Genomic DNA, 22,983 nt, shown 5'->3' with positions numbered 1-22,983 from the left:
AATCCGTGTTGATCAGGCAGCTTCACTGCAAAAAGTAAAATGGCGGGTTCCACCCTGGCGCGGGGCCGGCATTGTTGCCTGGGGCACCCGCCAACGCACACTATGACACCCATCCAAGTTGGCGTGGTCATGGGCTCCAGCAGCGACTGGGACACCATGCAGCACGCAGTTGCCATTCTCCAGCAATTCGGTATCGCCTTCGAAGCCCAGGTGGTCTCGGCGCACCGCATGCCAGACGATATGTTCCGCTTTGCCGAGAGCGCAGCGGACCGGGGCCTCAAGGCCATCATCGCAGGCGCAGGGGGCGCCGCGCATTTGCCGGGCATGATAGCCGCTAAAACCACCGTGCCGGTGTTGGGCGTGCCCGTGGCCAGCCGCCACCTGCAAGGCGTCGATTCGCTGCACTCCATCGTGCAGATGCCCAAGGGCGTGCCCGTGGCCACATTTGCCATCGGCAACGCCGGTGCCGCCAACGCGGCATTGTTTGCCGTGGCCCTGCTGGCCAATGAGGATGCCGCGCTGCGCAAGAAGCTCGACGCCTTCCGCGCCGAACAGACCGAAGCGGCCCGCAACATGACCTTGCCGGTGAACGCATGAGCCATACTGCCAAGGACACCGTCCCCATCCTGCCCGGCGCCACCCTCGGCGTGCTGGGCGGCGGCCAGCTCGGCCGCATGTTCGTGCAGACCGCGCAGGCCATGGGCTACTTCACCGCCGTGCTGGACAAGGACGAAACCAGCCCTGCGGGCCTGGTGAGCCACCACCACATCCGCACCGGCTACGAAGACGTGCAAGGCCTGGCAGAGCTGGCTCGCCTGTGCGACGCCGTGACCACCGAGTTTGAGAACGTGCCCGCTGGTGCCTTGAGCCAGCTCGCAGCCAGCCTGCCGGTATCGCCCGCAGGTTCTGCCGTGGCGATTGCGCAGGACCGCGCGGCAGAAAAGGCCCATTTCGTGAAATGCGGCGTGCCCTGCGCGCCCTATGCCGTGATCGAGACCGCCGCGCAATTGGCAGCCGTGAACGACGCCTTGCTGCCTGGTATCTTGAAGACCGCCCGCATGGGCTACGACGGCAAGGGCCAGATCCGAGTCAAGACCCGCGCCGAGCTGGTGGCTGCCTGGGACGAATTGAAGCACGTGGCCTGTGTGCTCGAGAAAATGCTGCCGCTGGCGCACGAATGCTCGGTCATCGTGGCGCGCAGCCGCAATGGCGACGTCGTCAACCTGCCCGTGCAGCGCAACCTGCACCGCGACGGCATCTTGGCGGTGACCGAGGTTTTTGCAGGAAATGTACCCGCCGCGCAAGCCGAACAAGCGATTGCAGCTGCAAAATCAGTAGCAATCGGCCTCGACTACGTGGGCGTGCTCTGTGTGGAATTCTTCGTGCTGGAAAACGGCCAGCTGGTAGTCAACGAAATCGCGCCACGCCCGCACAACAGTGGCCACTACAGCCAGAACGCGTTGGATGTGTCGCAGTTCGAGCTGCAGGTACGCTGCATGGCCAACCTGCCGCTGGTGCAGCCGCGCCAGCACAGCGCCACCATCATGCTCAACCTGCTGGGAGACCTGTGGTTCAGCGGCGGTGTGGCCAAAACGCCAGCCTGGGACGAAATTCTGCAGCTGCCCGGCGCCCACCTGCACCTCTATGGAAAGGTCGATGCCAAGCCCGGGCGCAAGATGGGGCACCTGAACATCACCGCCGCCACGCCCGAGAAGGCACGCGAGACGGCGCTGAAGGCCGCCGCCATCCTGGGTATCGATGCGTTTTAAGGACTTGATGTGATTCTGGATGGAACGCTGGACACCTCGGTCCAGACCGCTGCTGCTGCCCTGCAGGCGGGCCAGCTCCTGGGCCTGCCCACCGAAACGGTCTACGGGCTGGCAGCAGACAGCGACAACGATGCCGCCGTTGCGCAGATCTTCGCGGCCAAGGGGCGGCCGGCCAACCATCCCCTGATCGTGCATGTGGCGGGCGCAGACGCCATCACCCGCTACGCCAAGGAAGTGCCGGTTTTTGCCCAGCAGCTGATCGACGCCTTCTGGCCCGGCCCGCTGACGTTGATCCTGCCGCGCCTGCCGCAGGCCGCCAAGGCCTCGACCGGCGGCCAGGACAGCGTAGGCCTGCGCTGCCCGTCGCACCCCGTGGCCCATGCAGTGCTGCAGGCCTGCCAGCAGCTCGACCCTCCCGTCTGGGGTGTCTCTGCGCCCAGCGCCAACAAGTTTGGTCGCGTCAGCCCCACCACGGCCCGCCATGTGGCCGAGGAGTTCGGCGACGACCTTCTGGTGCTCGATGGTGGCGCCTGCGAGGTCGGCATCGAATCAACCATCGTCGACTGCACGCGCGGCGTGCCCGTGCTGTTGCGCCCCGGCGCCATCACGCGCGACGATATTGCACGCGCCTGCGGCATGCAGCCGCTCTCAATAGAAGAGCTGCCTGCGCATACCCCTCGTGCCTCGGGAACGCTCTTGGCCCACTACGCGCCCAATGCCAAGGTGCGGCTCATGGATGCCAGGCAGCTGCAATCGGCCCTCGACCTTCTGGGCGCCGATGGCAAGAACATCGCCATCTACCACCGCAGCCCCCTGAAAGCCGGCAACACGCACCTGCTGCTGCGTCGTATGCCAGAGGCACCACTGGCCGTAGCGCGCGAGCTGTTTGGCATGCTGCGAAATTTTGACGACTGGGGCGCCAAGCTGATCTGGATCGAAACACCGCCCGAGACGGCCGACTGGGAAGGCGTGGCCGACCGGCTGCAACGCGCCGCTGCGGCCGGTTGATACAACGCACAACGCAATTCCAGACAAAAAGGCTGCCGACGCTTATTTAAAAAGCACCAGCAGCTATTTTTTCTATAGCAAATTACCACCCTGCCTGCACCAAACGCGCGTTGACAGCAACCCCCAACTGCGCATGACCGCGTGGCGTTGGGTGAAAGCTGTCGGCAAACACATAGCTCTGCCACCAGTCCGCCGAAGTCTGGCCTGCAGGAATACGGGCAGACAGACCCGCTGCCGTGCAGGTTGACAGGTCATACTGGGGCAGGCCATTGGCATCTGCGCCGCTGGCCGGACAGGCGGGCGTCGTCACATTGGTGTAGCCGTACTTCTGCGGCTGGCTCACCTGGTCGTTCAAGGCAGCGTAAAAATCGACCATGGCCACACGGGTATCGCCCGCCAGGCTGCTGGCAAGCTGCTGATTGAAGGCGCGCACCCAGCCCGAGATCAGCGCCTGGAGCTGCTGCGCGGCCGCCTCGCCCTGCTGCGCCGCCACGGCTTGCAGCACCACGCGGAGCTTGGGCGTCAGGCTGACATCGGGCATGTTGAGCACCGCCACCCGCAGCGCGCCCTTGTCCACCGTCTGGCTGCGGATGGTGGCGGCCCAGTTCTTGGCCAGCGCCTGCAGATAGGCGCCCCCAGCCGTTGCCAGACCGCTGGCGCCCTTGCCCATCAGCTCTCGCACCGTGGCGGCTTCAAGCTGGGTGGACAAAAGAGCCTGGTAGGCCGCGCCCTGGTCGGTGGCCGCGCTCAGGTAGGCTGTCACCAGATCCGAGGCATCGTTGCCACCGCCGTCGATCAGCAGCAAGTCTCCCTTGCCGAAGCCCGCCGCCGCCGCATCGCGCAACTGCTGCGGAATGGACAACGGCGAGCTGGCCGACTGCAGGTAGTTGATGCGCCCCCCGCCAATGGCGTAGTTGGTGCAATTGGCCTGTGCGGCAAAGCTGCTGCCATTGAAACGGTAGTGCGCGCACAGGCTGGTGCCGTACTGCGTGGCCACCTGATCGACCCACAGCGGGGTCGATCCCGCACCCACCGCCTGCGCTGCCTGCACGGTGAATTTGTAGCCAAAGGTGCCGCTGTCGGCCAGGCTGTCGCCCATCACCTTCACGGTGGTCACTCGGGTGTCGTCGTCATCGCTGCCGCCCCCTCCGCAGGCGCTCAGCAATGCAGCGGCGGCAGCCGCCCCCGTCCACAGAGCCCACCGCGCCCAGCGGGCGGCTTGAAATCGTTGCGCGTGCATGCTGTCTCCTGTCGCTGTTGGTTGAAACACTAAGAACCCGAGCGTACGACTGCGCCCCTGCGGTGCCCATACAGGTTTACCACTCTTTACCTCAGTGCCTTGGTGGTCCCCCCCAGCCTCGCTACACTACGCACTACAAATTTGGAGAACCTACATGGCAGAAAACTGGATGCACCGAACCCTGTTGACCGCCGCGGCAGCTGCCTCGGTGGCTCTGCTGGCGGCTTGCGGCTCTAGCACCACGGCGAACAGCATTCGCCCCGACAGCATCATCACCTTTGGCGACGCGATGTCCGACCTGGGCCAGAACTCCAATGGCCGGCCCTACTCCGTCACCACCACCGACGGCCTCCAAAACAACTGGACGCGCGAGATCGCCTACCGCTATGACCTGACCTTGACGGCAGCACGCGCCGGCGGCACCGCCTACGCGCAAGGCAATGCCCGAGTGGCGCTGCCCGATGCCACCGGCACCAACGCACCGTCCATTACCTCGCAGATCGACAGCTACCTGGCCGCCAACCCCAAGTTCCCCGAAAAGCAGTTTGTGCTGCTGAGCGGCGGCATGAGCGATGTGATTGCGGGCTACAACGAAGTGCTGGCTGGCACCACCACCGTGGAGCAGTACCTGGCCAACATGAAGACCGCCGGCAAGCAGATGGCCGACCAGGTGCGCCGCCTGCATGTGGCTGGCGCGCCGCGCGTGCTGGGCATCGGCACCCCGAACGTCTCGCGCACCCTGTGGGCCAAGGGCCTTGATGCCGCTAACCCGGCCGCCGACCCCAAGCCCACCAAGACGCTGGAAGACGCCACCAACGCGTTCAACCAGACCATGCAGGTCTCCCTGGTGGATCTGGATGGCACCCAGGTGCTGTACTCCGACGTGCAGTACTACTTCAACTCGATGACCGGCAACCCCGGTAACTTCAACTTCACCAACAACACCGACCCGCTGTGCACCACCGTGGATGCCACCAATGGCATTGGCATCGGTGCAGGCCAGATCAACTCGTCGCTGTGCACCATCGACACCGTGGTCGACAGCGGCAAGATCTCGCAGTACGTGTTTTCCGACAAAATCAACTACACGCCCGAAGCGCACCGCCGCTTTGGTGACTGGGTGTATGACCGCATGAAGGCCAACTGGTAAGCCACTGAAGCCACTAATAAGTAGCTGGCAAACAGGCGGTCATGCCACTGCCGGCGCAGCCGGCAATGGCAAGAGCCACACAGCAAAACGGACACCGAGGTGTCCGTTTTTTTGCGCCTATCGCGCTCTATGGCTTTGATAGTGGCCAGCGCTTACCCATCAAGCGTTGAGAGCCATTTTAGGCAAAACCCTGTCACGCCCGCATGCTGCCGAACTTGCCGCTGTTGAAATCGTTCACTGCCTGCACGATCTCCTGCTGCGTATTCATCACAAACGGGCCATAGCCGACGATGGGCTCGTTGATAGGCTCACCGCTCATCAAAAGCAGCACCACATCGCTGTTGGCCTCGATGGTGACCGTGGTGCCGGATTGCTCCATCACCACCAGCTGCGCTTCGCGCGCCACATGCTCGCCATTGACGAGTGCGACTCCTTCCACCATGGCCAGCGCCGTGCTCCAGCCGTCGGGCAACTCCAGCGTGGCCGTCTGCCCTGCGCGGATGCGCACATCCCACACATTCATCGGCGTGAAAGTGCGGGCCGGGCCCGTTTGCCCTGCGTAGCTGCCGGCAATCACCCGCACCTGCCCTGCATCGCCGGGCAGCGCCACTGCAGGAATCTGCGCATTGGCAATGCCCTGGTAGCCCGCAGTCGCACTCTTGTCCTTGGCTGGCAGGTTCACCCACAGCTGCAGCATGCGCAGCGGGCCGCCCTTCTCCGTGAAAGCGGGCGAGTGGAACTCCTCATGCAGAATGCCAGCGCCCGCCGTCATCCACTGCACATCGCCGGGCCCGATCACGCCACCCTGGCCAGTCGAATCGCGGTGCGCCACTTCCCCGTCATAGACGATGGTGACCGTCTCGAAACCCCGGTGTGGGTGCTGGCCCACGCCACGCGGCGTGGTGGCGGGCGCAAATTCGGCCGGGCCGGCAAAATCGAGCAGCAGGAAAGGGCTGAGCGCCTTGCCGTGGCTCTGGTACGAAAAAAGCGAACGCACGGGAAAGCCATCGCCCACCCAATGCTGGCGGGGTGCGTCTTGAACCTGCAGAACGTTTTTCATGGTGGTGTTTCCTTCTATGGCCCGCCAGTCCATCGTGCTGGAGGCCGTACTGCAATTATGAGGATGGAACACTGCTTGCACTAGAGGGCATAATTGGCCCAATTCGTTCTATTTGAAGAACGATATAGAGAGCGCCCATGCAGCAAGACCTCAACGACCTGTATTACTTTGTCCAGGTGGTGGACCACGGTGGCTTTGCCCCGGCAGGCCGCGCGCTCGGCATGCCCAAATCCAAGCTCAGCCGCCGCATTGCCCTGCTGGAAGAGCGCCTGGGCGTGCGCCTGCTCTTGCGATCCACCCGCAAATTTGCCGTCACCGAAATCGGCCACACCTACTACCAGCACTGCAAGGCCATGCTGGTGGAGGCCGATGCGGCCCAGCGCAGCGTGGAAGCCGTGCAGGCTACCCCGCGCGGCGTGGTGCGGCTCTCCTGCCCCATCACCCTGCTGCACGAGCTGGCGCACAAGATGCTCACCGACTTCATGGTGATGTACCCCGATGTGACGGTGCAGCTCGATGCCACCAACCGCCGCGTCGATGTCATCGGCGAAGGGCTGGACCTGGCCATTCGCGTACGCACCATGCCACTCGAAGACAGCGACCTGTCCGTGCGCATGCTCTCGGTACACAAACAGCACCTTGTGGCCAGCCCGATCCTGCTGGCACGCCAGGCCCAGCCGCGCGCGCCGCAGGATCTCTCGACCTGGCCCAGCCTGTGGCTCGGCTCACCCGAACAACAGTTCATCTGGCACCTGCAGCACGCTGAGGAAAAAGCCATCAGCATTGCCCACCAGCCCCGCCTCATCACCACCGACATGGTGGCCCTGCGCGGCGCTGCGCTGGCAGGCCTGGGCGTCGTGCAGTTGCCCATGATCATGATCCACGAACAGATTGCCGCCGGCACCCTGGTGCGCGTGCTGCCCGAATGGGGCCCGCGCGAAGAAGCCGTGCACGCCGTATTTGCCAGCCGCCGCGGCATGCTGCCCGCCGTGCGCGCGCTGATCGACCATCTGGCCGTGGAGTTTGCCAAGGTGGAATGCTGAAGGCGGCGAACGAATAGCGCGTTCACCATGGAGTCCGCCACCATCTGAATCAGGAGTGAGCCCATGTACACCGTACTCTGGAAATGCCTGGACAAGGAAGGTCTGGACGCCTGCCGCGTCACCCAAGGCCCGGGTGGCTGGACAATCGAAGGCACGGCCGTATTCCACCACCAGGGCAAAACTGCCAGCACCGCCAACCTGCACTACCAATTGCGCTGCGACAGCCACTGGGCCAGCCAGGAAGCGACCGTACAGGGCTGGGTAGGCACCAGAAATATTGGCCTGCACATCGCCCGTGGTACCAGCGGAACATGGCTCATCAACGCGCAACCCGATCACAGCCTTGACGGGTTGGTCGACATCGACCTGGGCTTCACTCCGGCCAGCAATACCAACGCCATACGGCGTTTGAACCTGCAAGCCTCTGAAACCGCTTCAACCGTCGCCATATGGCTGGACGCCGATGATTGGCAGGTGAAAAGGCTGCAGCAAACCTACCACCGCGTCAGCCCACACGCCTACGAATACGCATCCCCGGAGCACCACTACCGCGCCAGGCTGGAGGTCACCGATTTCGGCGTGGTATCAGAATATCCGGGACTGTGGAGAATGCTGGGCATGGATGAGAACCAATGAAAAGTGGGCCACGCCATGAAAAACCACCCCGTGCATATCCGCGGCTTTGTAGCCACCGACCTGGAAGGCATATTTGAACTGTTGACCGCCCACGGCTGGGCCCACCGCATACCGAGCAACCTCTTTCTGGAGCGCCTGATCACCGCCTCACAGCGGGTGGCTGTCGCCACCTCGCAGGGCCAGACCATCGGCTTTGCCCGCGCCATCACCGACGGTCTCTCCAACGGCTACCTCTCGATGGTGGTCGTAGCCCCCGAATGGCGCGGCCAGGGCATCGGCAAACGCCTGGTGGAAGAGATTGTGAAAGACGACGACAGCATCACCTGGGTGCTTCGCGCATCGCGCGGGCAAGCGCCCGAATTCTTTGCAAAGCTGGGGTTTGTAGCTTCGAGCGAGGCCATGGAGCGTTCTCGCAGCGGTGCAGGCTAAGGAGCTACCAGTGCCGCTGGTGAGCCGCTTAGTTCACTTCAGCGGCTGGTGCAGGGTGAGAGCTGGCATAAGAGCTTCAATATCGAATGTCAGCGGCGATCAATAGCTGAATTTGATGGTCTCTGGCTGCAATCTCCAAGAATTGGCATTCAAGGATTTCCGCCGCCCTTGTCGGCGACCACTCCGCCCCGCCCCCTCAACGACGACTCACCGTGCCTTCAGGCAAAATCCAGATGATCGGGGCAGCCTGGCCTCAGGTCTGCCGTGAAGCCAACCTTGAAGAATGGAACAGCATCAATGGCACTGACGAAAAAGGGCGAGTTCATGTACGGGACGACGTCCGGCGACACCCAAGCCGAGCTGCGCAGCTACAGCGTTGCGAATGGCCATGAGGCCGTCCGGTTTGCCTCGTCCAAATGCGATTGCGGTTGCCGGACTTTTGCGCTGCAGACCGATGAAGAGGCCGGCGTGGCAATCCGCACCTGCAGCGACTGCGGGCAGGAACACCTCATGGGCGACAGCGCGGACTACGTTCAAGAGGCCGCCCCCGGCGGGCACGCGTGCGTGTGCGAGAACGAGGTGTTCGAGCTGGTATCCGGCGTCTCCGTGTACAAGGGTACACATGACGTGCGCTGGTACTACATCGCTTGCCACTGCGTGGAATGCAATCTGGTTGGGGTCTTCGCAGACTGGAAGTGTGAAGCCGGTGATGCGGCGGCCTTCCTCGCCAAGGTATGAGCGCCCCACGCAGAGATCCTACTCGCAGGCTCGAGCGGCCGAGGATTGTCATGAGGTGGTGGGTAGACTTGGCTGTATCAATGACGGCAATCGCTGGAGGCTGTGTGATAACTCTCTGGGGACCCGCACAATTCACTCGCATCTCGCATGCTTCGTCCGTTGTGCGAACTGACCCCGGCCTTGGCCCTCCAAGGTGATGCTGGAGCCCGCTCGAGGCTGTAGATCGGGCGCGCAGTGGCTAAAAAGGGCGCCTATGCGCCCAGCAGTTGCATCGCTTTCCTGGTCCGCTCGACGCCCAGGATGCTGAGAACGCGTTTGAAGTTGTACGCCAACACGCTCAGGCTCATCTCGGTGGCCACGTTCTCGATGCCCCGGGTCAGGAAGTGCGTCCAGCCCATCCAGTATTTGAGGGTGCCGAAGACATGCTCGACGGTGCTCTTGCGCACCGTCATGGCGTGAGGCATCTGGTCCAACCGTTGCTGGGCCTTGTCCATGACCTCCTCGTGTTCCCATCGCCGGATGCGCCGGTACTGGCTCGTTGTGCATTGCGCTTTCATTGCGCAGGCGGGGCAGGCGCTGGACCAGTAGATGCTGATCTGCAACCCAGCTTCTTCTCGACTGAAGCGGCGGATCGCACGTTGACCTGCTGGGCATTGGTACTGATCGTCGCGGGCGATGTAGATGAAGTCGGTCTTGTCGAACCGACCTTCAAACCTGGCGTTGGATGTCATGGGCTTGGGAACAAGCGCCGCAACTCCGGCGTCCTCGCAAGCCCTGAGTCCAGGACCACTGTAGTAGCCACGGTCGGCGATGGCCCTCAATCGGCGCTTGCCCATCGCATCGCGTGCCGCCAGGGCCATCCGGCTCAGCTGCGCCCGGTCACTGCCGTTGTTTGTAACTTCGTGGGCAACGATCAGATGGTTCTTTGTGTCTACCGCAGCTTGCACGTTGTAGCCCACCATGGCCGTGCCCTTGGCGCTGTAAGTGGTCATAGCGCGTGCATCGGGATCCGTCTGGGAGATCTGGCGATCTGGCAGGGTCTCCAGCTGTGCCTTGACCACCTGCAGGTCTTGCAGGCGCTGGCGCATCTTCTGGATCTTTCCTTGCAGGCGCTCAGTCTTGGCCTGCATCTCCGCAGGCTGGGTTCGGTCTGCCGTCTCCAAGGCGTCGAGGTAGCGCCGGATGCTGTCTTCCAGTTCGCGCTCACGGCGTTCGATCTTGCCAGGCGTGAAGTTGCGCTCTCGGTTGTTGACGGCCTTGAACTTGCTGCCGTCAATGGCCACCACGGCCTCGGTGAACAGCTTCAACTCGCGGCACAGCATCACGAAGCGACGGCAGACGTTGCGGATGCCCGTGCCGTTGTCGCGCCGGAAGTCCGCAATGGTCTTGAAGTCGGGAGCGAGCCGGCCAGTCAGCCACATTAGTTCCACGTTTCGCTGGCATTCGCGCTCCAGCCTGCGGCTGGACTGGATGCGGTTGAGGTAGCCGTATAGGTAGAGCTTCAACAGCACAGAGGGGTGATATGAAGGCCGGCCCGTTGCAGCCGGCTGTATGCCGCTGAACTCCAAGGCCGCCAAGTCCAACTCGTTGATAAAGGCATCAACGATTCGAACCGTGTTGTCCTCTGCGATGAAGTCATCAAGGCACTCTGGCAGCAGCGTAACCTGCTGTCGATCCTGACCCTCGATGTATCTGGACATATTTACCTCGGTGCTCAATATGTCTACGGACTCTACTGACCCATGCGGCAGACTGCGAGAGGGTTTTCACACAGCCTCGCTGCGCAGCAGACATTGGCGTCAAAGGTGTGAGCGACAGCAGCGGGTCGTTTGCAGCCTTTCACACCCACTCACAGCGCCAGCCACTCGCAACGGTTAATCACCCCGGTAAAGTCCCTTTCCTAAAGCACCAACCGCTATCGAACCCATACCCTCACTGCGCCGCCACCCAGTCAATCAGCGCATCCCAGGCGGGCCGCGCCGCAGGGGCGTTGTCGCTGTTGGCGAGGGCTACCACCACCCAGCGGCGGCCGTTGGCGCCGTTGACGTAGCCAGCAATGGCCGAGGCGTCGCGCAGGGTGCCAGTTTTGAGGTGGGCGCCGCCCACGGCGCTCGATTTGCTCTTTTTCATGGTGCCGTCCACACCCACGATGGGCATGGAGGCCATCAGCTCGGGCATGACATTGCTGGTCCACGCGACGGACAGCATTTTGGCCAGGCCCCCTGCGGTAACGCGCGCATCGCGCGAGAGGCCTGCGCCGTTGTCCACCGTGGGCTGGCTCATGCCGCCCATGCGCTCGCTCCACCACTGGGCCACCGCCTGGCGGCCGCCTTCAAAGGTGCCGACACCGGCGCGCTGCTTGCCCAGGGTGAGGAAAACCTGCTGCGCCATGACGTTGTTGCTGTATTTGTTGATGTCGCGCACCACCTCGGTGAGGCTGGGCGAATCAAAGCGCATCAGCGGCGCGGCGCCCTGCGGTACAGCGCCAAAGCGCACCTGGCCGGTGATCTTGCCACCGGCCTCGCGCCACATGCCTTCGAACACACGCGGTGCAAAGCTTTCGGGGGCTGCGGGGGCAACGGACCAGCTGTTTTCCTCGCAGGCCGCGGGGTAACCGCCCGCAAACTGGATCTGGCCCGCAACGGCAAAATTGGCCTTGAGCGCGGCGCGCCAGTTGCCGCAGTCGCCCTTGGTGTTCACCAGCGGCACGGTTGCCGGCAGGTTCATGTGGGCAATGGCGGGCTCGTAGGCGATGCGCGCCACGCCGGCAGCGGCGTCGGGCATGAAGCTCATGGTCATCGATTTGTAGTTGACCAGCAGGGCATCAGGCACCGCGTTGTAGGGGCGGAAGGGCTCGTTGTCGAAATAGGCCGGGTCGATGGGCGGCAGTTGAAAGGCGCTGCGGTCCAGCACCACGTCGCCCACGATGACCTTGACGCCACGATCCTGCAGGCGGCGTTGCATCAGCCACAGTCGCTCCATGACCAGCTTGGGGTCGCCCGAGCCCTGGATGTAGAGGTTGCCGTTCAATGCCCCCTTGGCAATGCTGCCATCCGTGCTGATGGAGGTGTCCCAGGTGTAGGCGGGGCCCAGCAGCTCCAGCGCGGCAAAGGTGGTGACCAGTTTCATCACCGATGCGGGGTTGCGCTGTACGTCGCTGCGCACATCCAGCAAGGGGCGCTGGGTGCCACTGGCGTCCATCACCACCACCGATACGGAGTCGGGTGCCAGCTTGCCGCGTTGCAGCGCGGCCTCGACCTCGGCAGGCAGGCGGCCCGTGGCAATGGTGCTGGCGGGCTGCACGGGCGCCGCAGGCGCCGACTGTGCAACCGGTGCGCGGACGGCCGGAGAAGGATTGGGCGCCACCTGCACTGCCCCTGCCGCAGGCGTTGTGCGCTCTGCACCTTGCATGGCAGGGGTCTGCGCGCAGGCCACCTGGCCGAGCGCAATCATGGCAATGGCCATGGATTGCAGCCACGGGCGGCTGCCATTGCTGGTGCTGTCTGCGAAAGAAAGGGGTGGGCGGAGGCGTGTCTCGGTACGAACCTGGTGTTGCATTGTTCCGGCTATCTGTTGGCTATGCTGCAGTTCTGTTGCATCGCAGCAGTCTATCCGCTATGCCCAAGCCCAGCGTGCAGCCTTGGCTTTGCCGCGATAATGCCCCGTTGCCCGCCTTTGTGCCTGCAGGCCTGCCTAGTGGCGCCCCGGTTGATGGCGCCTCCCTCCCCATGAATCTGCTTGCCCTCGATACCAGTACCGACACCCTTTCCATCGCCGTGGCGCGCGGCAGCCAGCGTTGGCTGCACAGCGGTGCGGGTGGCGCGCAGTCGTCGAGCCAGTTGCTGCCCGCCGTGCGCGCGCTGATGGCGGAGGCGGGCCTTGCCTTTACCGAACTGGATGCCATCGTGTTTGGCCGGGGGCCGGGCTCGTTCACCGGGCTGCGCACGGCCTGCGCCATCAGCCAGGGCCTGGCGTTTGCCGCCAGCAGCCAGGGTCAGCAGGTGCCGGTGCTGCCGGTGGATACCTTGGTGGCTGTCGCCGAAGAGGCCCGCCTGCAGCATGGCTGCACGCAGGTGCTGGCGTGCCTTGACGCCCGAATGGACGAGGTCTACAGCGCCGCCTATGCCTACGCAGACGCACAATGGCTGCTGCAGACCGAGTTGACTGTAGGCCCGCCACAGGATGTGCTGGCGATCAGCGGCTTTACGGTGGCGGGCAATGCCCAGGCGCCCTATGGCGACCGGTTGCTGCCCGCACTGCCGCATGTACATGCCATGCCTACTGCCAGCGCCCTGCTGAACCTGGCGCCCGCGCTGCTCGCCAAAGGGCATGCCGTGGCGGCGCAGGATGCGCTGCCCCTTTATATCCGCGACAAGGTCGCCAAGACCACGGCAGAGCGCGAGGCCATCAAGGCCAGCCAGCAGACCGCTGCACCCGCAAAGGCGGCGCCCCAGGCATGACGTCAGGAGCGAAACTGGCAATGGACCGGCAGCCCGAACCGCAGTTGCACTGGTCTGCGCTGCAGATCGACCACCTCGATGCCCTGCTGGCCGTCGAGAACCAGTGCTACAGCCATCCATGGACCCGTGGCAACTTCATCGATTCGATGGCCATGGGCTATGGCATCCAGCTGCTGTGGATCGATTCCCAGCTGGTGGGTTATTTTGTTGCGATGCAGGGGGTGGACGAGGTGCATCTGCTCAACATCACCGTCAACCCGCGCCACCAGCACCAGGGCTGGGCCAAGGTGTTGCTGGAGCAGCTCAAAAGCTGGGCCGCCAGCGTGCGCGCTGGCACCATCTGGCTGGAGGTGCGCAAAGGCAACGTCCGCGCGCAGCAGATATACCTGCGTTTCGGTTTTGAGGCCGTGGGGCTGCGCAAGGGTTACTATCCGGTGTCTCACCTGGAACGCGAAGACGCCGTGGTGATGCGTTACCTGTTGCCTGTTTCCGCCTGATCCGTATGAGCCTGAACCTGGATGCCCGCCAACGCGCCATGCTGCAAGAGATGGGCCACCCGCTGTGGTGGCCCGAGTCTGCCGCGCCCGTGGCGGCCCCAGCCGCCGAGGTAGCTCCCCCAACGGCAGCACCTGCGCGGGTTTCAGAGAAAAAACAGGCTCTGGCGCCCGACCGTAGCGCACCAATAGCTCCTGAAAACAGAGCAGATCGACCCCTTGTAACCCCTTCGGGCGCAGAAGCCCCATTGCCAGCCCCTGCAGAGCCCGTCCCCACGCCGTCCCCTGCCCGTACTGAGGCAGCCCCCTCAGCTGCGCCTGTTACGCATGTGGCACCTGCGGCGCAGGCCATGCCAGAAGATTTTCCGCGTGTGCGCTTTGCGCTGCGCGCTCCGGTGCTGCTGGATCTGCGAGACGCCAAGCTGCAGACAGAACCCGCCCCCGCCAGCAGCCAGCCCGCCTGGCTGGTGGTGGCCGAGCTGCCCGAAGGCGCGCCGCCACAGGGCAAAGCGGGCCAGTTGGTCATCAACATGCTGCGCGCCATGCGCCTGACTGACGCCCCCGTGTATTGGGTGCCGCTGGCACGCCTGGCCCCGGGGCAGGATACCGGCCAAGGCGAAGGACAGGAGCCGTCCAGCCACAGCATCGACGCGCTGGTGCAGGACACGGGGGCCGCGATGGCGCTCGTGCTGGGCCTGCCCGCCGCCCGCCACCTGCTGGGGGGTGAGCAGCCCTTCTCCCGCCTGCGCCAGCAGGTGCACCAGGTGGGTGCCAGCCGGTTGCCTGCGGTGGTCACCTACGACCCCTCGCATCTGCTGCGCGTGCCCAAGTCCAAGGGTGAGACCTGGGCCGACCTGTGCCTGGCGCTGGCCCACACAGGCCGCTGAAACCCGCAACCGCCCATACCTTCGCCATGCCGTGGGGCCATGGCAACGCAGGCGCCCGGGCGGCCTGCTGTAATTGCGCACCGCCATGCTTGGGCCATGCTGCAATGCCATAATGGCGCCCATTCCATCAATCGGAGCAATCTCCTTGGATCCCTACCCTAGTTGGTAGCTTCCACCCTGGCCGCGCGTTGTTGCACAAGGGTTGGAAGCGCCCCATTCCCCCTTTTGCAGACCAAAAACAACAAGGAAGTGAGCCTATGCTCAACATCTTTACGCTCGCCAATGGCCGCCTGGTGCAGGAAGAGATCGAGTCGCTGCAGGATCTTGCACGCTTTCAGCCGATCTGGGTCGATCTGGAATCGCCCACGCTGGAAGAAAAGCGCTGGGTCAAGCAGCACTACGGCCTGTCCATCCCCGAAGACGCGATGGACCAGGACATTGAGGAATCCGCCCGCTTCTACGAAGAAGACAACGGCGACCTGCACATTCGCAGCGACTTTCTGATCGACGACGACGAAGACCCGCGCAGCGTGCGTGTGGCCTTCATCATGAACCTGAACAACGCCGCCTTCAAAAGCTACGGCGTGCTGTTTTCCATCCACGACGAGGATGTGCCCGTGTTTCGCCTGCTGCGCCTGCGCGCACGCCGCGCGCCGGGGCTCATCGAGGACAGCAAGGACGTTCTGCTCAAGCTGTTTGACGCCGACGCCGAATATTCGGCCGACACGCTCGAAGGCATTTACGACGACCTGGAAAAAGTCAGCACCCAGGTGCTGGCTGGCAATGTGACGGACACGCACGCGAGTGAGGTGCTGTCGGCCATCGCCCGCCAGGAAGACTTGAACGGCCGCATCCGCCGCAACGTGATGGACACGCGCCGCGCCGTCAGCTTCATGATGCGCAGCAAGATGCTCAACTCCGACCAGTTCGAGGATGCGCGCCAGATTCTGCGTGACATCGAATCGCTGGACAACCACACCGCCTTCCTGTTCGACAAGATCAACTTCCTGATGGATGCCACCGTCGGTTTCATCAACATCAACCAGAACAAGATCATCAAGATCTTCTCGGTGGCAAGCGTTGCCCTGCTACCCCCTACGCTGATCGCCAGCGTCTATGGCATGAACTTCAAGTACATGCCTGAAGTGGATTGGCAATACGGCTATGCCTATGGCATCGCGCTGATGGTATGCAGCGCCGTCATACCGATGCTGTACTTCCGCAAGCGTGGCTGGCTGAAATAGAGATTCCTGTCAAAAAAAGATGCTTGAAGCGCCTGCTGTACAAGCACTTCAAGCATGAATCACCTTGGAATCGACGAAGAATGAGCGCCATGCGCTCATTTTTTATGACTGCGGCGTGGCGCGGCGCTCTCGCACCCACAGAATGATGCCGCACAGCATCACCACCGCCTGCGTACCGATGAGCGCAGCAAAACCTGCAAAGAAGCCTGCGCCCATTCCACTACGGGCCGACAGCGCACCGATCACGGCGCCCATGATGGCCGGCATGAAGCCCGCCACCAGGCTGCCCGCGCCATTGACCACGCCATACGCACTGGCAATGTGTTCAGGCCGCGCGCAGTACTGCACGGTGCTCGGAATGGCCGGGCTCATCAGCCCCCAGCAGAAATTGGCGGCAATCAGGCAATAGGCAGCCGCATAGCGGTCTTCCATATGGATGGCCAGCCACACGGCGGCAGCCACGCCAATGCTCCCGAACACGAAGATCAGCGGCACCTGGCGGCGCGCAATGCGGTCGATGATCATGCCACCCACAAAGACCGCAGCCACGCTGGCGTACTGCGGCAGCGAAGCCAGCCAGCCCATCTCGCGCATCGAGAAGCCGCGCGACTCCTTCAGGTACGCAGGCAGCCAGTTGCTGCTGCCCCACAGGTAGGACAGAAAAGCCGCCGTCAGAATGGTGATGAGCCACAGATAGCGCGTATGCATGGCGCCGCGCACGATGGTGCCGACCTGGCCCACGGCCTGGCCCAGCGACTGTGGCTTGGGCATGCCGGTTTCCACCTTGGGCATGCGCACGAAGGCCCAGACCAGTGGAATGCCGAGCAGCACATTGATGAGGCCCAGCACATGAAAGGACGTTTCCCAATCGTGTCCCGCCACGAGGTAGCCCACCAGCGGATACCCCACGGCCAGCCCCACCCCGGTTCCCATGTTGACCAGCGAATTGGGCTTGCCATTCTCGCGGCTCTCGAAATGTGCCTTGATGTAGCTGCCTGCCAGCGAAAACAGCGGTCCCTCCGACACGCCCAGCAGAATGCGCGAGGCCAGCAGCAGCCCGTAGCTGCTCATCGCAGGCGACAGAAAGGTCACCACCCCCCAGAGCAGCAGACCGCCAATCAGGCTGCGCCGCACACCGAACAGCGCCGCGCAGAAGGGCGTGAGCACCAGCGATGACACCCCGTACCCCACCATGAACGCGGTAGCGAGCAGCCCCTGGCGCGTACGGTCATCCGTCGTCAGGCCAATGTGCGAGAGAAAATCGCGGTCCGTGATCAGAACCGAGATATTGATCCGGTCCACATAAGAGATGGCAACGATCACGAACAGCGTGATCACGCCCCACCAGCGCATTGAACGGGAGTCATTCATGGTGCGACTTTCCTAAGAGATAAAAGAGCACGCCCGCGCCAGCCCCTGCGTTCAGGCAAGGGCGGCGCATAGGGCACGGCCCGCGATCAGAAGAAATGGCGGATGCCCAGCTCCATGCCGGTGGATTTGCCGCCCATGGTGGAGCCCGTGGCGCTCAGGCCCTGCACGCCGATGGCACGGCTCGATCCGTCCTTGTTCTTGAGGTAGGCCAGCGTGCCGTAGACCTGTGTGCGCTTGGAGAAGTTGTAGCCGTACCCCACGGCAATCTTGTTCCAGTCCGCATTGCTGCCTGACGTGTTGTAGTGGCCCACAGAGGCACGCAACTCACCATTGCCCAGCGGCGCCGTGGCGCCCAGCTGCAGCGCCGTCACCTTCAGCGAACCGCGCTTTTCGCTGGCCCATAGCAGCATCGGCTTGACCATGCCCAGGTCGTAGCTCAGGCCCACATTGCTGGCGGTGATGTTGTTGTCCGAGTTGTCGCCGTAGTACCGGCCAATCGCCAGCGCGCCGTTGAAGGCTCCTTGCCGGTAACCCGCGCGCAGGCCGCGGTAATCGCCCTGGTTCTTGTTGGGCTCGCTCTTGGTGTGTTCGCCAAATGCCACCTGGGCCTGGCCGTAGAAGCCACCGAGATTGGGCGGCAGAAAGTAGCTGACCGCGTTGCTGATCTGGATCGGTGCGCCACCCGTGGCGGTGCCCGAACCCGGAATGCCCAGAATGGTGAATGCGCCTGTGCCACCCACGCCATTGGTAAGGAAAGGATCGAAGATCAGCGTGCTCAGAAAGGTGGCGGAGTCGTCACGACCCAGGCGCAGCTCGCCAAAGTTGCCCAGCAGGCTGACGGTGGAGCGGCGGTTGAAGCCCAGGCCGCTGGTGCCTGCAGCCTTGCCTGCGCCAGTGTCGGAATCGAGGCCCGCCTCCAGCCAGAAGCCCGCCTTCAGGTCCCCTCCCAGGTCTTCGGTGCCCCGAAAACCCAGGCGGCTGATATTGGCGCCGCCCGTGGCAAGGCCCACCTTGCTGGACGAGCCAGAACCCGAAAGCCGGGTGACATTGGTATCGATGACCCCGAAGATTTCGACCTTGGATTGGGCAGCAGCCGCCCCTGCCAGGCTGGCCAGGCCAGCGGCAATCACGATTTTTTTCATGGTGTTGTCTCTCTTTGTGTGTCGTTAAAGATCCAGAACCAGCGTCTCGCTCTTGCACCCGGAGACGCAGACCATCATCACCTTGTTGCTCGCCTTCTCCTTGGGGCTGAGCACCGAGTCGCGGTGATCGGGAACGCCTGCGAGCACGCGTGTCTCGCAGGATCCGCAGACGCCTTCGCAGCAGCTGTGGTCGACATCGACGCCAGCCTCCAGCAAGGTGTCCAGCAATGATTTCTCGGGCGTGATCTCGATGAAGCGCCCACTGCGCTTGAGTTCCACCGTGTAGTTGGCGAGGGCATCGGTCGATGCCTTGACCTCCACTGGCGTGAAACGCTCGATGTGTGCGTTGGCGTGGCCCAGCTCGCTGCAGAACTTCTCGAAGGCATCGAGCATCGGCGTCGGGCCGCAGGCGTAATGGTGCAGTCCCGCATCAGGCGTGCGCTGCGCCAGCAGGCCGCGCAGATCGGGCGGTCCGCCCGCCTCGGCATCGAAATGCAGGTGCAGCGGCATGCCCAGAGCCTGCAGCTCGGCGAGGAAGGCCGCGCTCTTGCGCTCACGTGCAAAGTACAGCATCTCGAACGAGCGGCCCTGGCTGTGGAGCCTGCGTGCCATGCACAACATGGGCGTGATGCCAATGCCACCAGCCACCAGCACCGAATGCGCAGCGCCCTCGTCGAGAGCGAAATGGTTGCGCGGCTCGGAGATAGTGATGGGCAGGCCCACGCGCAACGCCTCATGCACACAGCGCGATCCGCCACGGCTGGCACGGTCGCGCAGCACGCCCACCACATAGCGGTGGCGCTCACTGCTGTCGTTGGAGAGCGAGTAGCTGCGCACCAGCCCGTTGGGCAGGTGCAGGTCGATGTGCGAGCCCGCCGTGAAAGCCGGAAACTCGCCGCCATCCACCGGGCGCAGCTCCACGCTGATGGTGTCCTGGGCCTCGAAGCGCAACGTGTGCACGAAGGCCTGCAAGCTGTTGCTCATGGTGCGGCGCTTCCCTCAAGCTGATCCTTGGCGAGGCTGCGCAGGCGGCGGCGCAGGCGCACCAGGCCGATATCGTGCTGGTACAGGTTTTCACGCTCGTTGGCGTCAAACTCCATCTGCTCCATCATCACGCGGTCCTGCTCCAGCACCGCCCAGTGGCGCGCCTCCAGGCGGTTGCGGTACAGAAAGCGCCAGGTGTCGCGCATCCAGCCCTGCACCCGGCGGCACCGCCAGAAGAACACCGCACACAGCTCGGGACTGATGGGCGTGACGCAGCCGATGATGGCAAAGTTGCCGCCGGGCCCGCCAGTCTTCGGATACGGGATTTCCAGGCGCATCCAGTGCATGTCGGTCTCGCCCCACTCGGTCCAGTCGAAATTCACGCCGCGCTGGCCCGCCTTCTCGAAGACGAAGCCCGTGTCGGTATCGCGCACCTGGAACGTGGCCTTGCTGTCGCCTTCGGACATGGAGTGCGACTGCTTGTGCAGGAAGGTGCCGTGCATCGGATCCATGACGTTGTCGATGGCATAACGGTAATCCGCACGCCATTCGGCATAGCACAGAAAGCTCGAATACTCGGGCGAGGTCAGCTCCTCCGGCATGGAGAACGCGGGCGGCGTATCCACATGCTTGTCGCTGTTGAAGAGGAAGATGGCGCCGTGCGCTTCATGCACATGAAAGTCCAGCGCGGCGCGCGAGCCCTCCAGCTTGCAGCCGGGGCTGCCGGGCACCTTGGTCACCGTGCCGTCGCAGCGCACTTCCACACCGTGGTAAGGGCAGGCCAGCCGGTCGCCCAGGATCACCCCTTGCGACAGCGGCGCGCCCCGGTGCGGGCAATGGTCTTCCAGCGCATGCACCTGGCCTGCGGCATCGCGCCACAGCGCAATCTTGTAGCCGAAGCGGCGCAGCGAAATGGGCTTGTCCTGCACGAAATCAGACGGGCAGACGGGGTACCAGAGGTTGCTCAGGCCTTTGGTGAGCAAGCGATCCACGGGATCGATGGTAATGGTTTGTACGTTCATGGAGTGCTCCTTTCCTGCTTCAGTGGCCCAGGCGCGCCATCAGGGCGCCAAAGCTCTGTTCCGTCCAGGCTTCGCCGTTCTCTCCGGCGGGGCCGCTGCGGTTGATGTAGGCCACCAGCTCGGGCAGCGTCTGCACCCCTTCGCCAAAGGCGCGCTCAATCGCGTCGCCCAGCAGGTCTTCAAACAGGGTGGCAGGGCGCTGGCGTGCCTGGTGCGGTTCAAGGTATCGGTCAACAGCCATGGCGGGGTCTCCTTCTAAAACGGTTCACTCGGCCTGAATGCCAAGGTCTTTGATGAGCTTGCCAAAGCGGTCGTAGTCGGCCGCATTGGTTTTCTCGAGCCGGGCCGCATCGCCGCCCGCAGGCAGTGCGCCGAAGGTGGCCATCTTGGTCGCCACTTCCGGCATCTTCAGGATTTCGTTGAGGTGGGTGTTCAGCAGCTTCACGGTCTCGGCAGACATGCCCTTGGGGCCGAAGAGGCCTTGCCAGGCGGTCACTTCCACGTTCTTGACGCCCAGCTCGGCCAGCGTGGGCACGTTGGGCGCCAGCGGGCTGCGCTGGGCATCGGCCACCGCCAGCACATTCGCCTTGGTGCCGGCGTAGGGAGCAATCGGCCCCCAGGTCATGAAAGTGGCAGGCACATGGCCGCCGATCAGGTCGTTGACGGCGGGCGCCACGCCCTTGTAGGGCACATGCGCGAGCTTGACGCCAGCCGCCTTGTTGAACATTTCACCGAGGATGTGCATGGGCGAGCCGCTGCCGGGGCTGGCATAGGTCAGCTCGCTCCTGCGGGCCTGCGCAGTCAGGGCTGCCAGATCCTTGATGCCCGAGGCCTGGCTGGTGGCGACGAACAGCGGCTGCACGCTGGTCTGCACCACAGGCACGAAGCCACGCAGCACGTCGTAACTCGAGGCGGCCGAAGTCTTGAGCACGAACTGCGCGATCGAGAAGGTGCTGGGCGCAAGCAGCAGCGTATAGCCATCGGGCGCTGCCTTGGCCACATGCACCGTGCCGATGGTGCCGCTTGCGCCGGGCCGGTTCTCCACCACCACGGGCTGGCCCAGCCGCTGCGACAGCTTGTCGGCATACAGGCGCGCCATGGCATCGGTGTCACCGCCAGCCGGGTAGGCCACAACGATGGTGATGGGCTTGCTCGGGTAGGCCTGGGCCATGGCGCTGCCAGCAGCGGTGGAGGCCAGCAGGGCGACGGCCAGGCAAATCTGGCGGCGTGAGTTTTTCATGGTGGGCTCTTGTGGTGGTGGGTGGTGGTTTGGCGGGCTGCTCGCTATCCGTCTATTGCGCCTCGATCCCGCGGCTTTTGATGATGGGCGCCCAGGCCGCCGTCTCGGTGCGGATCAGTTCGCCGAACTTCTGGCCTTCCACGATCCAGACACCGAGGCCCTGCTTTTGCAGCTGCGCCTTGCTTGCCGGGTCGTTGAAGATCTGTGCAATGTCGTGCTGCAACTGGGCCAGCACGGGTGCTGGCGTACCCTTGGGCGCCATCACGCCGTACCAGGACGACAGCGCAACACCTTTGACGCCAGCTTCTGCCAGCGTGGGCACATCGGGCAGCTCAGGCGTGCGCTGCGCGTCGGTGATGGCCAGCGCGCGCAGTTTGCCCGACTGGATGTGCGGCAGCAGCGTGGGCAGGTTACCGATGATCATCGGCACGGTGCCTCCCATCACATCGTTCAGCCCCTGGGGTGTGCCCTTGTAGGCCACGTGCAGAAAATCGGCACCCGCCTGCTGCCCGAACAACTCGCCTGCCAGGTGCAGGCTGCTGCCCACCCCGGGTGAGGCATAGCTCACGGTGCCGGGCTTGCTCTTGGCCAGCGCGATGAGCTCTGCAACGCTCTTCGCCGGTACGGCCGGGTTCACGGCAATCACGTTGGCGGTGCGCGCAAGCGATGCCACCGGCACGAAGTCACCCTCCACGCTGTAGTGCAGCTTGGGCATCAGCGTAGGGTTGATCGTGAGGTTGCCCTGCGGCACGACCAGCAGCGTATGGCCATCGGCCTTGGCACGCCGGGCCGCCTCGATGCCGATATTTCCGTTGGCGCCAGTACGGTTGTCCACAATGGAGACCTGCTTGTACTGCGCGGCGAGGCCATTCGAGAGCATGCGCGCCAGCGTGTCGATCGGCCCTCCGGGCGGAAACGGCGCAATGATGGTGAACTGCCCCGCCGCCAGCGCCTGGCGGGCATCCTGCGCCTGCGCCGGGGCAACAGGCAGTGCGGCGGCTGCGGCCAGTGCCAGCAGCGTGGGGATAAGCATGCGTCGTTGCATCGCGTTGGACTCCGTATCGGA

At 63.8% G+C, this 22,983-nt stretch carries 23 protein-coding genes; 12 read left to right on the top strand and 11 right to left on the bottom strand.

Features of this window, described 5'->3' with window-relative positions; genetic code table 11:
- Positions 1 to 102: 102 nt before the first annotated feature.
- From purE to ACH2DG_RS00775, 3 genes are read left to right on the top strand one after another with little or no spacing between them, the layout of a single operon-like run.
- Positions 103 to 597, top strand: coding sequence for a 5-(carboxyamino)imidazole ribonucleotide mutase (purE, locus tag ACH2DG_RS00785; protein ID WP_224150514.1), 495 nt, complete (start codon positions 103 to 105; stop codon positions 595 to 597).
- Positions 594 to 1,769 carry a 5-(carboxyamino)imidazole ribonucleotide synthase gene (locus ACH2DG_RS00780; protein ID WP_395023823.1) on the top strand — a complete coding sequence of 392 codons (1,176 nt, stop codon included), beginning with the start codon at positions 594 to 596 and terminating at the stop codon, positions 1,767 to 1,769. Before purE ends, ACH2DG_RS00780 begins: the two co-directional genes overlap by 4 nt.
- Positions 1,770 to 1,778: 9 nt before the next feature.
- Complete coding sequence (locus ACH2DG_RS00775) at positions 1,779 to 2,777, top strand: L-threonylcarbamoyladenylate synthase (protein WP_395023822.1); 999 nt, start codon at positions 1,779 to 1,781, stop codon at positions 2,775 to 2,777.
- An 82-nt stretch (positions 2,778 to 2,859) separates the two neighbouring features.
- Here ACH2DG_RS00775 and ACH2DG_RS00770 read toward each other — a convergent pair whose 3' ends face one another.
- A complete protein-coding gene (locus ACH2DG_RS00770) occupies positions 2,860 to 4,017 on the bottom strand; it encodes an SGNH/GDSL hydrolase family protein (RefSeq protein WP_395023821.1) in 1,158 nt (385 codons plus the stop codon).
- A 154-nt stretch (positions 4,018 to 4,171) separates the two neighbouring features.
- Here ACH2DG_RS00770 and ACH2DG_RS00765 point away from each other — a divergent pair, with 154 nt between their 5' ends.
- On the top strand, positions 4,172 to 5,167 hold the full coding sequence (locus ACH2DG_RS00765; protein ID WP_395023820.1) for an SGNH/GDSL hydrolase family protein: 996 nt from the start codon (positions 4,172 to 4,174) through the stop codon (positions 5,165 to 5,167).
- A gap of 193 nt (positions 5,168 to 5,360) precedes the next feature.
- Here the strand turns inward: ACH2DG_RS00765 and ACH2DG_RS00760 are convergent, their stop codons facing one another.
- Complete coding sequence (locus tag ACH2DG_RS00760; RefSeq protein ID WP_395023819.1) at positions 5,361 to 6,227, bottom strand: pirin family protein; 867 nt, start codon at positions 6,225 to 6,227, stop codon at positions 5,361 to 5,363.
- Positions 6,228 to 6,364: 137 nt separating this feature from the next.
- On the opposite strand from ACH2DG_RS00760, the gene ACH2DG_RS00755 reads away from it, so the two are divergent.
- The 4 genes from ACH2DG_RS00755 (at position 6,365) to ACH2DG_RS00740 (ending at position 9,073) form a co-directional block, all read left to right on the top strand.
- Entirely contained in the window at positions 6,365 to 7,270 is a 906-nt protein-coding gene (locus ACH2DG_RS00755) for a LysR family transcriptional regulator (RefSeq protein WP_395023818.1), read from the top strand.
- Between the two features lie 63 nt (positions 7,271 to 7,333).
- Positions 7,334 to 7,906 carry a putative glycolipid-binding domain-containing protein gene (locus ACH2DG_RS00750; RefSeq protein ID WP_395023817.1) on the top strand — a complete coding sequence of 191 codons (573 nt, stop codon included), beginning with the start codon at positions 7,334 to 7,336 and terminating at the stop codon, positions 7,904 to 7,906.
- Positions 7,907 to 7,921: 15 nt separating this feature from the next.
- Positions 7,922 to 8,335, top strand: coding sequence for a GNAT family N-acetyltransferase (locus ACH2DG_RS00745; protein WP_395023816.1), 414 nt, complete (start codon positions 7,922 to 7,924; stop codon positions 8,333 to 8,335).
- 297 nt (positions 8,336 to 8,632) lie between these two features.
- The gene (locus tag ACH2DG_RS00740; protein WP_395023815.1) at positions 8,633 to 9,073 is read left to right on the top strand and encodes a hypothetical protein; all 441 of its coding nucleotides are present in this window, start codon (positions 8,633 to 8,635) and stop codon (positions 9,071 to 9,073) included.
- A 251-nt stretch (positions 9,074 to 9,324) separates the two neighbouring features.
- Here ACH2DG_RS00740 and ACH2DG_RS00735 read toward each other — a convergent pair whose 3' ends face one another.
- Both ACH2DG_RS00735 and dacB read right to left on the bottom strand, forming a co-directional pair.
- The gene (locus ACH2DG_RS00735) at positions 9,325 to 10,773 is read right to left on the bottom strand and encodes an IS1182 family transposase (protein ID WP_395023814.1); all 1,449 of its coding nucleotides are present in this window, start codon (positions 10,771 to 10,773) and stop codon (positions 9,325 to 9,327) included.
- Positions 10,774 to 11,005: 232 nt separating this feature from the next.
- On the bottom strand, positions 11,006 to 12,538 hold the full coding sequence (dacB, locus tag ACH2DG_RS00730; protein WP_395023813.1) for a D-alanyl-D-alanine carboxypeptidase/D-alanyl-D-alanine-endopeptidase: 1,533 nt from the start codon (positions 12,536 to 12,538) through the stop codon (positions 11,006 to 11,008).
- Between the two features lie 263 nt (positions 12,539 to 12,801).
- Between dacB and tsaB the strand changes: the two genes are divergently transcribed.
- The 4 genes from tsaB (at position 12,802) to corA (ending at position 16,158) form a co-directional block, all read left to right on the top strand.
- On the top strand, positions 12,802 to 13,533 hold the full coding sequence (gene tsaB / locus ACH2DG_RS00725) for a tRNA (adenosine(37)-N6)-threonylcarbamoyltransferase complex dimerization subunit type 1 TsaB (protein ID WP_395023812.1): 732 nt from the start codon (positions 12,802 to 12,804) through the stop codon (positions 13,531 to 13,533).
- Complete coding sequence (gene rimI / locus ACH2DG_RS00720; protein ID WP_395023811.1) at positions 13,530 to 14,030, top strand: ribosomal protein S18-alanine N-acetyltransferase; 501 nt, start codon at positions 13,530 to 13,532, stop codon at positions 14,028 to 14,030. The genes tsaB and rimI overlap by 4 nt, the downstream gene beginning before the upstream one ends.
- Positions 14,031 to 14,377: 347 nt before the next feature.
- A complete protein-coding gene (locus tag ACH2DG_RS00715; protein WP_395023810.1) occupies positions 14,378 to 14,914 on the top strand; it encodes a uracil-DNA glycosylase family protein in 537 nt (178 codons plus the stop codon).
- A gap of 257 nt (positions 14,915 to 15,171) precedes the next feature.
- Positions 15,172 to 16,158 carry a magnesium/cobalt transporter CorA gene (gene corA, locus ACH2DG_RS00710; RefSeq protein WP_395023809.1) on the top strand — a complete coding sequence of 329 codons (987 nt, stop codon included), beginning with the start codon at positions 15,172 to 15,174 and terminating at the stop codon, positions 16,156 to 16,158.
- Positions 16,159 to 16,260: 102 nt separating this feature from the next.
- On the opposite strand, the gene ACH2DG_RS00705 is transcribed toward corA, so the two are convergent.
- From ACH2DG_RS00705 to ACH2DG_RS00675, 7 genes are all read right to left on the bottom strand, one after another.
- On the bottom strand, positions 16,261 to 17,529 hold the full coding sequence (locus tag ACH2DG_RS00705; RefSeq protein WP_395023808.1) for an MFS transporter: 1,269 nt from the start codon (positions 17,527 to 17,529) through the stop codon (positions 16,261 to 16,263).
- Between the two features lie 86 nt (positions 17,530 to 17,615).
- Positions 17,616 to 18,671: a porin gene (locus ACH2DG_RS00700; RefSeq protein WP_395023807.1), complete on the bottom strand. Its 1,056-nt coding sequence runs from the start codon at positions 18,669 to 18,671 to the stop codon at positions 17,616 to 17,618.
- Positions 18,672 to 18,695: 24 nt separating this feature from the next.
- Entirely contained in the window at positions 18,696 to 19,655 is a 960-nt protein-coding gene (locus ACH2DG_RS00695) for a PDR/VanB family oxidoreductase (protein ID WP_395023806.1), read from the bottom strand.
- Complete coding sequence (locus ACH2DG_RS00690; protein WP_395023805.1) at positions 19,652 to 20,677, bottom strand: Rieske 2Fe-2S domain-containing protein; 1,026 nt, start codon at positions 20,675 to 20,677, stop codon at positions 19,652 to 19,654. The genes ACH2DG_RS00695 and ACH2DG_RS00690 overlap by 4 nt, the downstream gene beginning before the upstream one ends.
- A 19-nt stretch (positions 20,678 to 20,696) precedes the next feature.
- Positions 20,697 to 20,918 (bottom strand): recombinase-like helix-turn-helix domain-containing protein, encoded by a 222-nt coding sequence (locus ACH2DG_RS00685; RefSeq protein WP_184704273.1) that lies wholly within the window; start codon positions 20,916 to 20,918, stop codon positions 20,697 to 20,699.
- Between the two features lie 24 nt (positions 20,919 to 20,942).
- A complete protein-coding gene (locus ACH2DG_RS00680) occupies positions 20,943 to 21,917 on the bottom strand; it encodes a Bug family tripartite tricarboxylate transporter substrate binding protein (protein ID WP_395023804.1) in 975 nt (324 codons plus the stop codon).
- 52 nt (positions 21,918 to 21,969) lie between these two features.
- Complete coding sequence (locus tag ACH2DG_RS00675; protein WP_224150534.1) at positions 21,970 to 22,950, bottom strand: tripartite tricarboxylate transporter substrate binding protein; 981 nt, start codon at positions 22,948 to 22,950, stop codon at positions 21,970 to 21,972.
- Between the last annotated feature and the right edge of the window lie 33 nt (positions 22,951 to 22,983).

This window comes from Comamonas odontotermitis (assembly GCF_040396735.1).
Classification (GTDB): domain Bacteria; phylum Pseudomonadota; class Gammaproteobacteria; order Burkholderiales; family Burkholderiaceae_C; genus Comamonas; species Comamonas odontotermitis_C.
Note: the sequence above shows the minus strand (reverse complement) of the source record. Positions and strands in the feature narration are given on the sequence as shown.

Excerpts from the sequence above, each read along its gene's own strand:
- purE (WP_224150514.1), top strand. The coding sequence starts at position 103 with ATGACACCCATCCAAGTTGGCGTGGTCATGGGCTCCAGCAGCGACTGG.
- ACH2DG_RS00780 (WP_395023823.1), top strand. The coding sequence starts at position 594 with ATGAGCCATACTGCCAAGGACACCGTCCCCATCCTGCCCGGCGCCACC.
- ACH2DG_RS00770 (WP_395023821.1), bottom strand. The coding sequence starts at position 4,017 with ATGCACGCGCAACGATTTCAAGCCGCCCGCTGGGCGCGGTGGGCTCTG.
- ACH2DG_RS00765 (WP_395023820.1), top strand. The coding sequence starts at position 4,172 with ATGGCAGAAAACTGGATGCACCGAACCCTGTTGACCGCCGCGGCAGCT.
- ACH2DG_RS00760 (WP_395023819.1), bottom strand. The coding sequence starts at position 6,227 with ATGAAAAACGTTCTGCAGGTTCAAGACGCACCCCGCCAGCATTGGGTG.
- ACH2DG_RS00755 (WP_395023818.1), top strand. The coding sequence starts at position 6,365 with ATGCAGCAAGACCTCAACGACCTGTATTACTTTGTCCAGGTGGTGGAC.
- ACH2DG_RS00750 (WP_395023817.1), top strand. The coding sequence starts at position 7,334 with ATGTACACCGTACTCTGGAAATGCCTGGACAAGGAAGGTCTGGACGCC.
- ACH2DG_RS00745 (WP_395023816.1), top strand. The coding sequence starts at position 7,922 with ATGAAAAACCACCCCGTGCATATCCGCGGCTTTGTAGCCACCGACCTG.
- ACH2DG_RS00740 (WP_395023815.1), top strand. The coding sequence starts at position 8,633 with ATGGCACTGACGAAAAAGGGCGAGTTCATGTACGGGACGACGTCCGGC.
- ACH2DG_RS00735 (WP_395023814.1), bottom strand. The coding sequence starts at position 10,773 with ATGTCCAGATACATCGAGGGTCAGGATCGACAGCAGGTTACGCTGCTG.
- dacB (WP_395023813.1), bottom strand. The coding sequence starts at position 12,538 with ATGGCCATTGCCATGATTGCGCTCGGCCAGGTGGCCTGCGCGCAGACC.
- tsaB (WP_395023812.1), top strand. The coding sequence starts at position 12,802 with ATGAATCTGCTTGCCCTCGATACCAGTACCGACACCCTTTCCATCGCC.
- rimI (WP_395023811.1), top strand. The coding sequence starts at position 13,530 with ATGACGTCAGGAGCGAAACTGGCAATGGACCGGCAGCCCGAACCGCAG.
- ACH2DG_RS00715 (WP_395023810.1), top strand. The coding sequence starts at position 14,378 with ATGCCAGAAGATTTTCCGCGTGTGCGCTTTGCGCTGCGCGCTCCGGTG.
- corA (WP_395023809.1), top strand. The coding sequence starts at position 15,172 with ATGCTCAACATCTTTACGCTCGCCAATGGCCGCCTGGTGCAGGAAGAG.
- ACH2DG_RS00705 (WP_395023808.1), bottom strand. The coding sequence starts at position 17,529 with ATGAATGACTCCCGTTCAATGCGCTGGTGGGGCGTGATCACGCTGTTC.
- ACH2DG_RS00700 (WP_395023807.1), bottom strand. The coding sequence starts at position 18,671 with ATGAAAAAAATCGTGATTGCCGCTGGCCTGGCCAGCCTGGCAGGGGCG.
- ACH2DG_RS00695 (WP_395023806.1), bottom strand. The coding sequence starts at position 19,655 with ATGAGCAACAGCTTGCAGGCCTTCGTGCACACGTTGCGCTTCGAGGCC.
- ACH2DG_RS00690 (WP_395023805.1), bottom strand. The coding sequence starts at position 20,677 with ATGAACGTACAAACCATTACCATCGATCCCGTGGATCGCTTGCTCACC.
- ACH2DG_RS00685 (WP_184704273.1), bottom strand. The coding sequence starts at position 20,918 with ATGGCTGTTGACCGATACCTTGAACCGCACCAGGCACGCCAGCGCCCT.
- ACH2DG_RS00680 (WP_395023804.1), bottom strand. The coding sequence starts at position 21,917 with ATGAAAAACTCACGCCGCCAGATTTGCCTGGCCGTCGCCCTGCTGGCC.
- ACH2DG_RS00675 (WP_224150534.1), bottom strand. The coding sequence starts at position 22,950 with ATGCTTATCCCCACGCTGCTGGCACTGGCCGCAGCCGCCGCACTGCCT.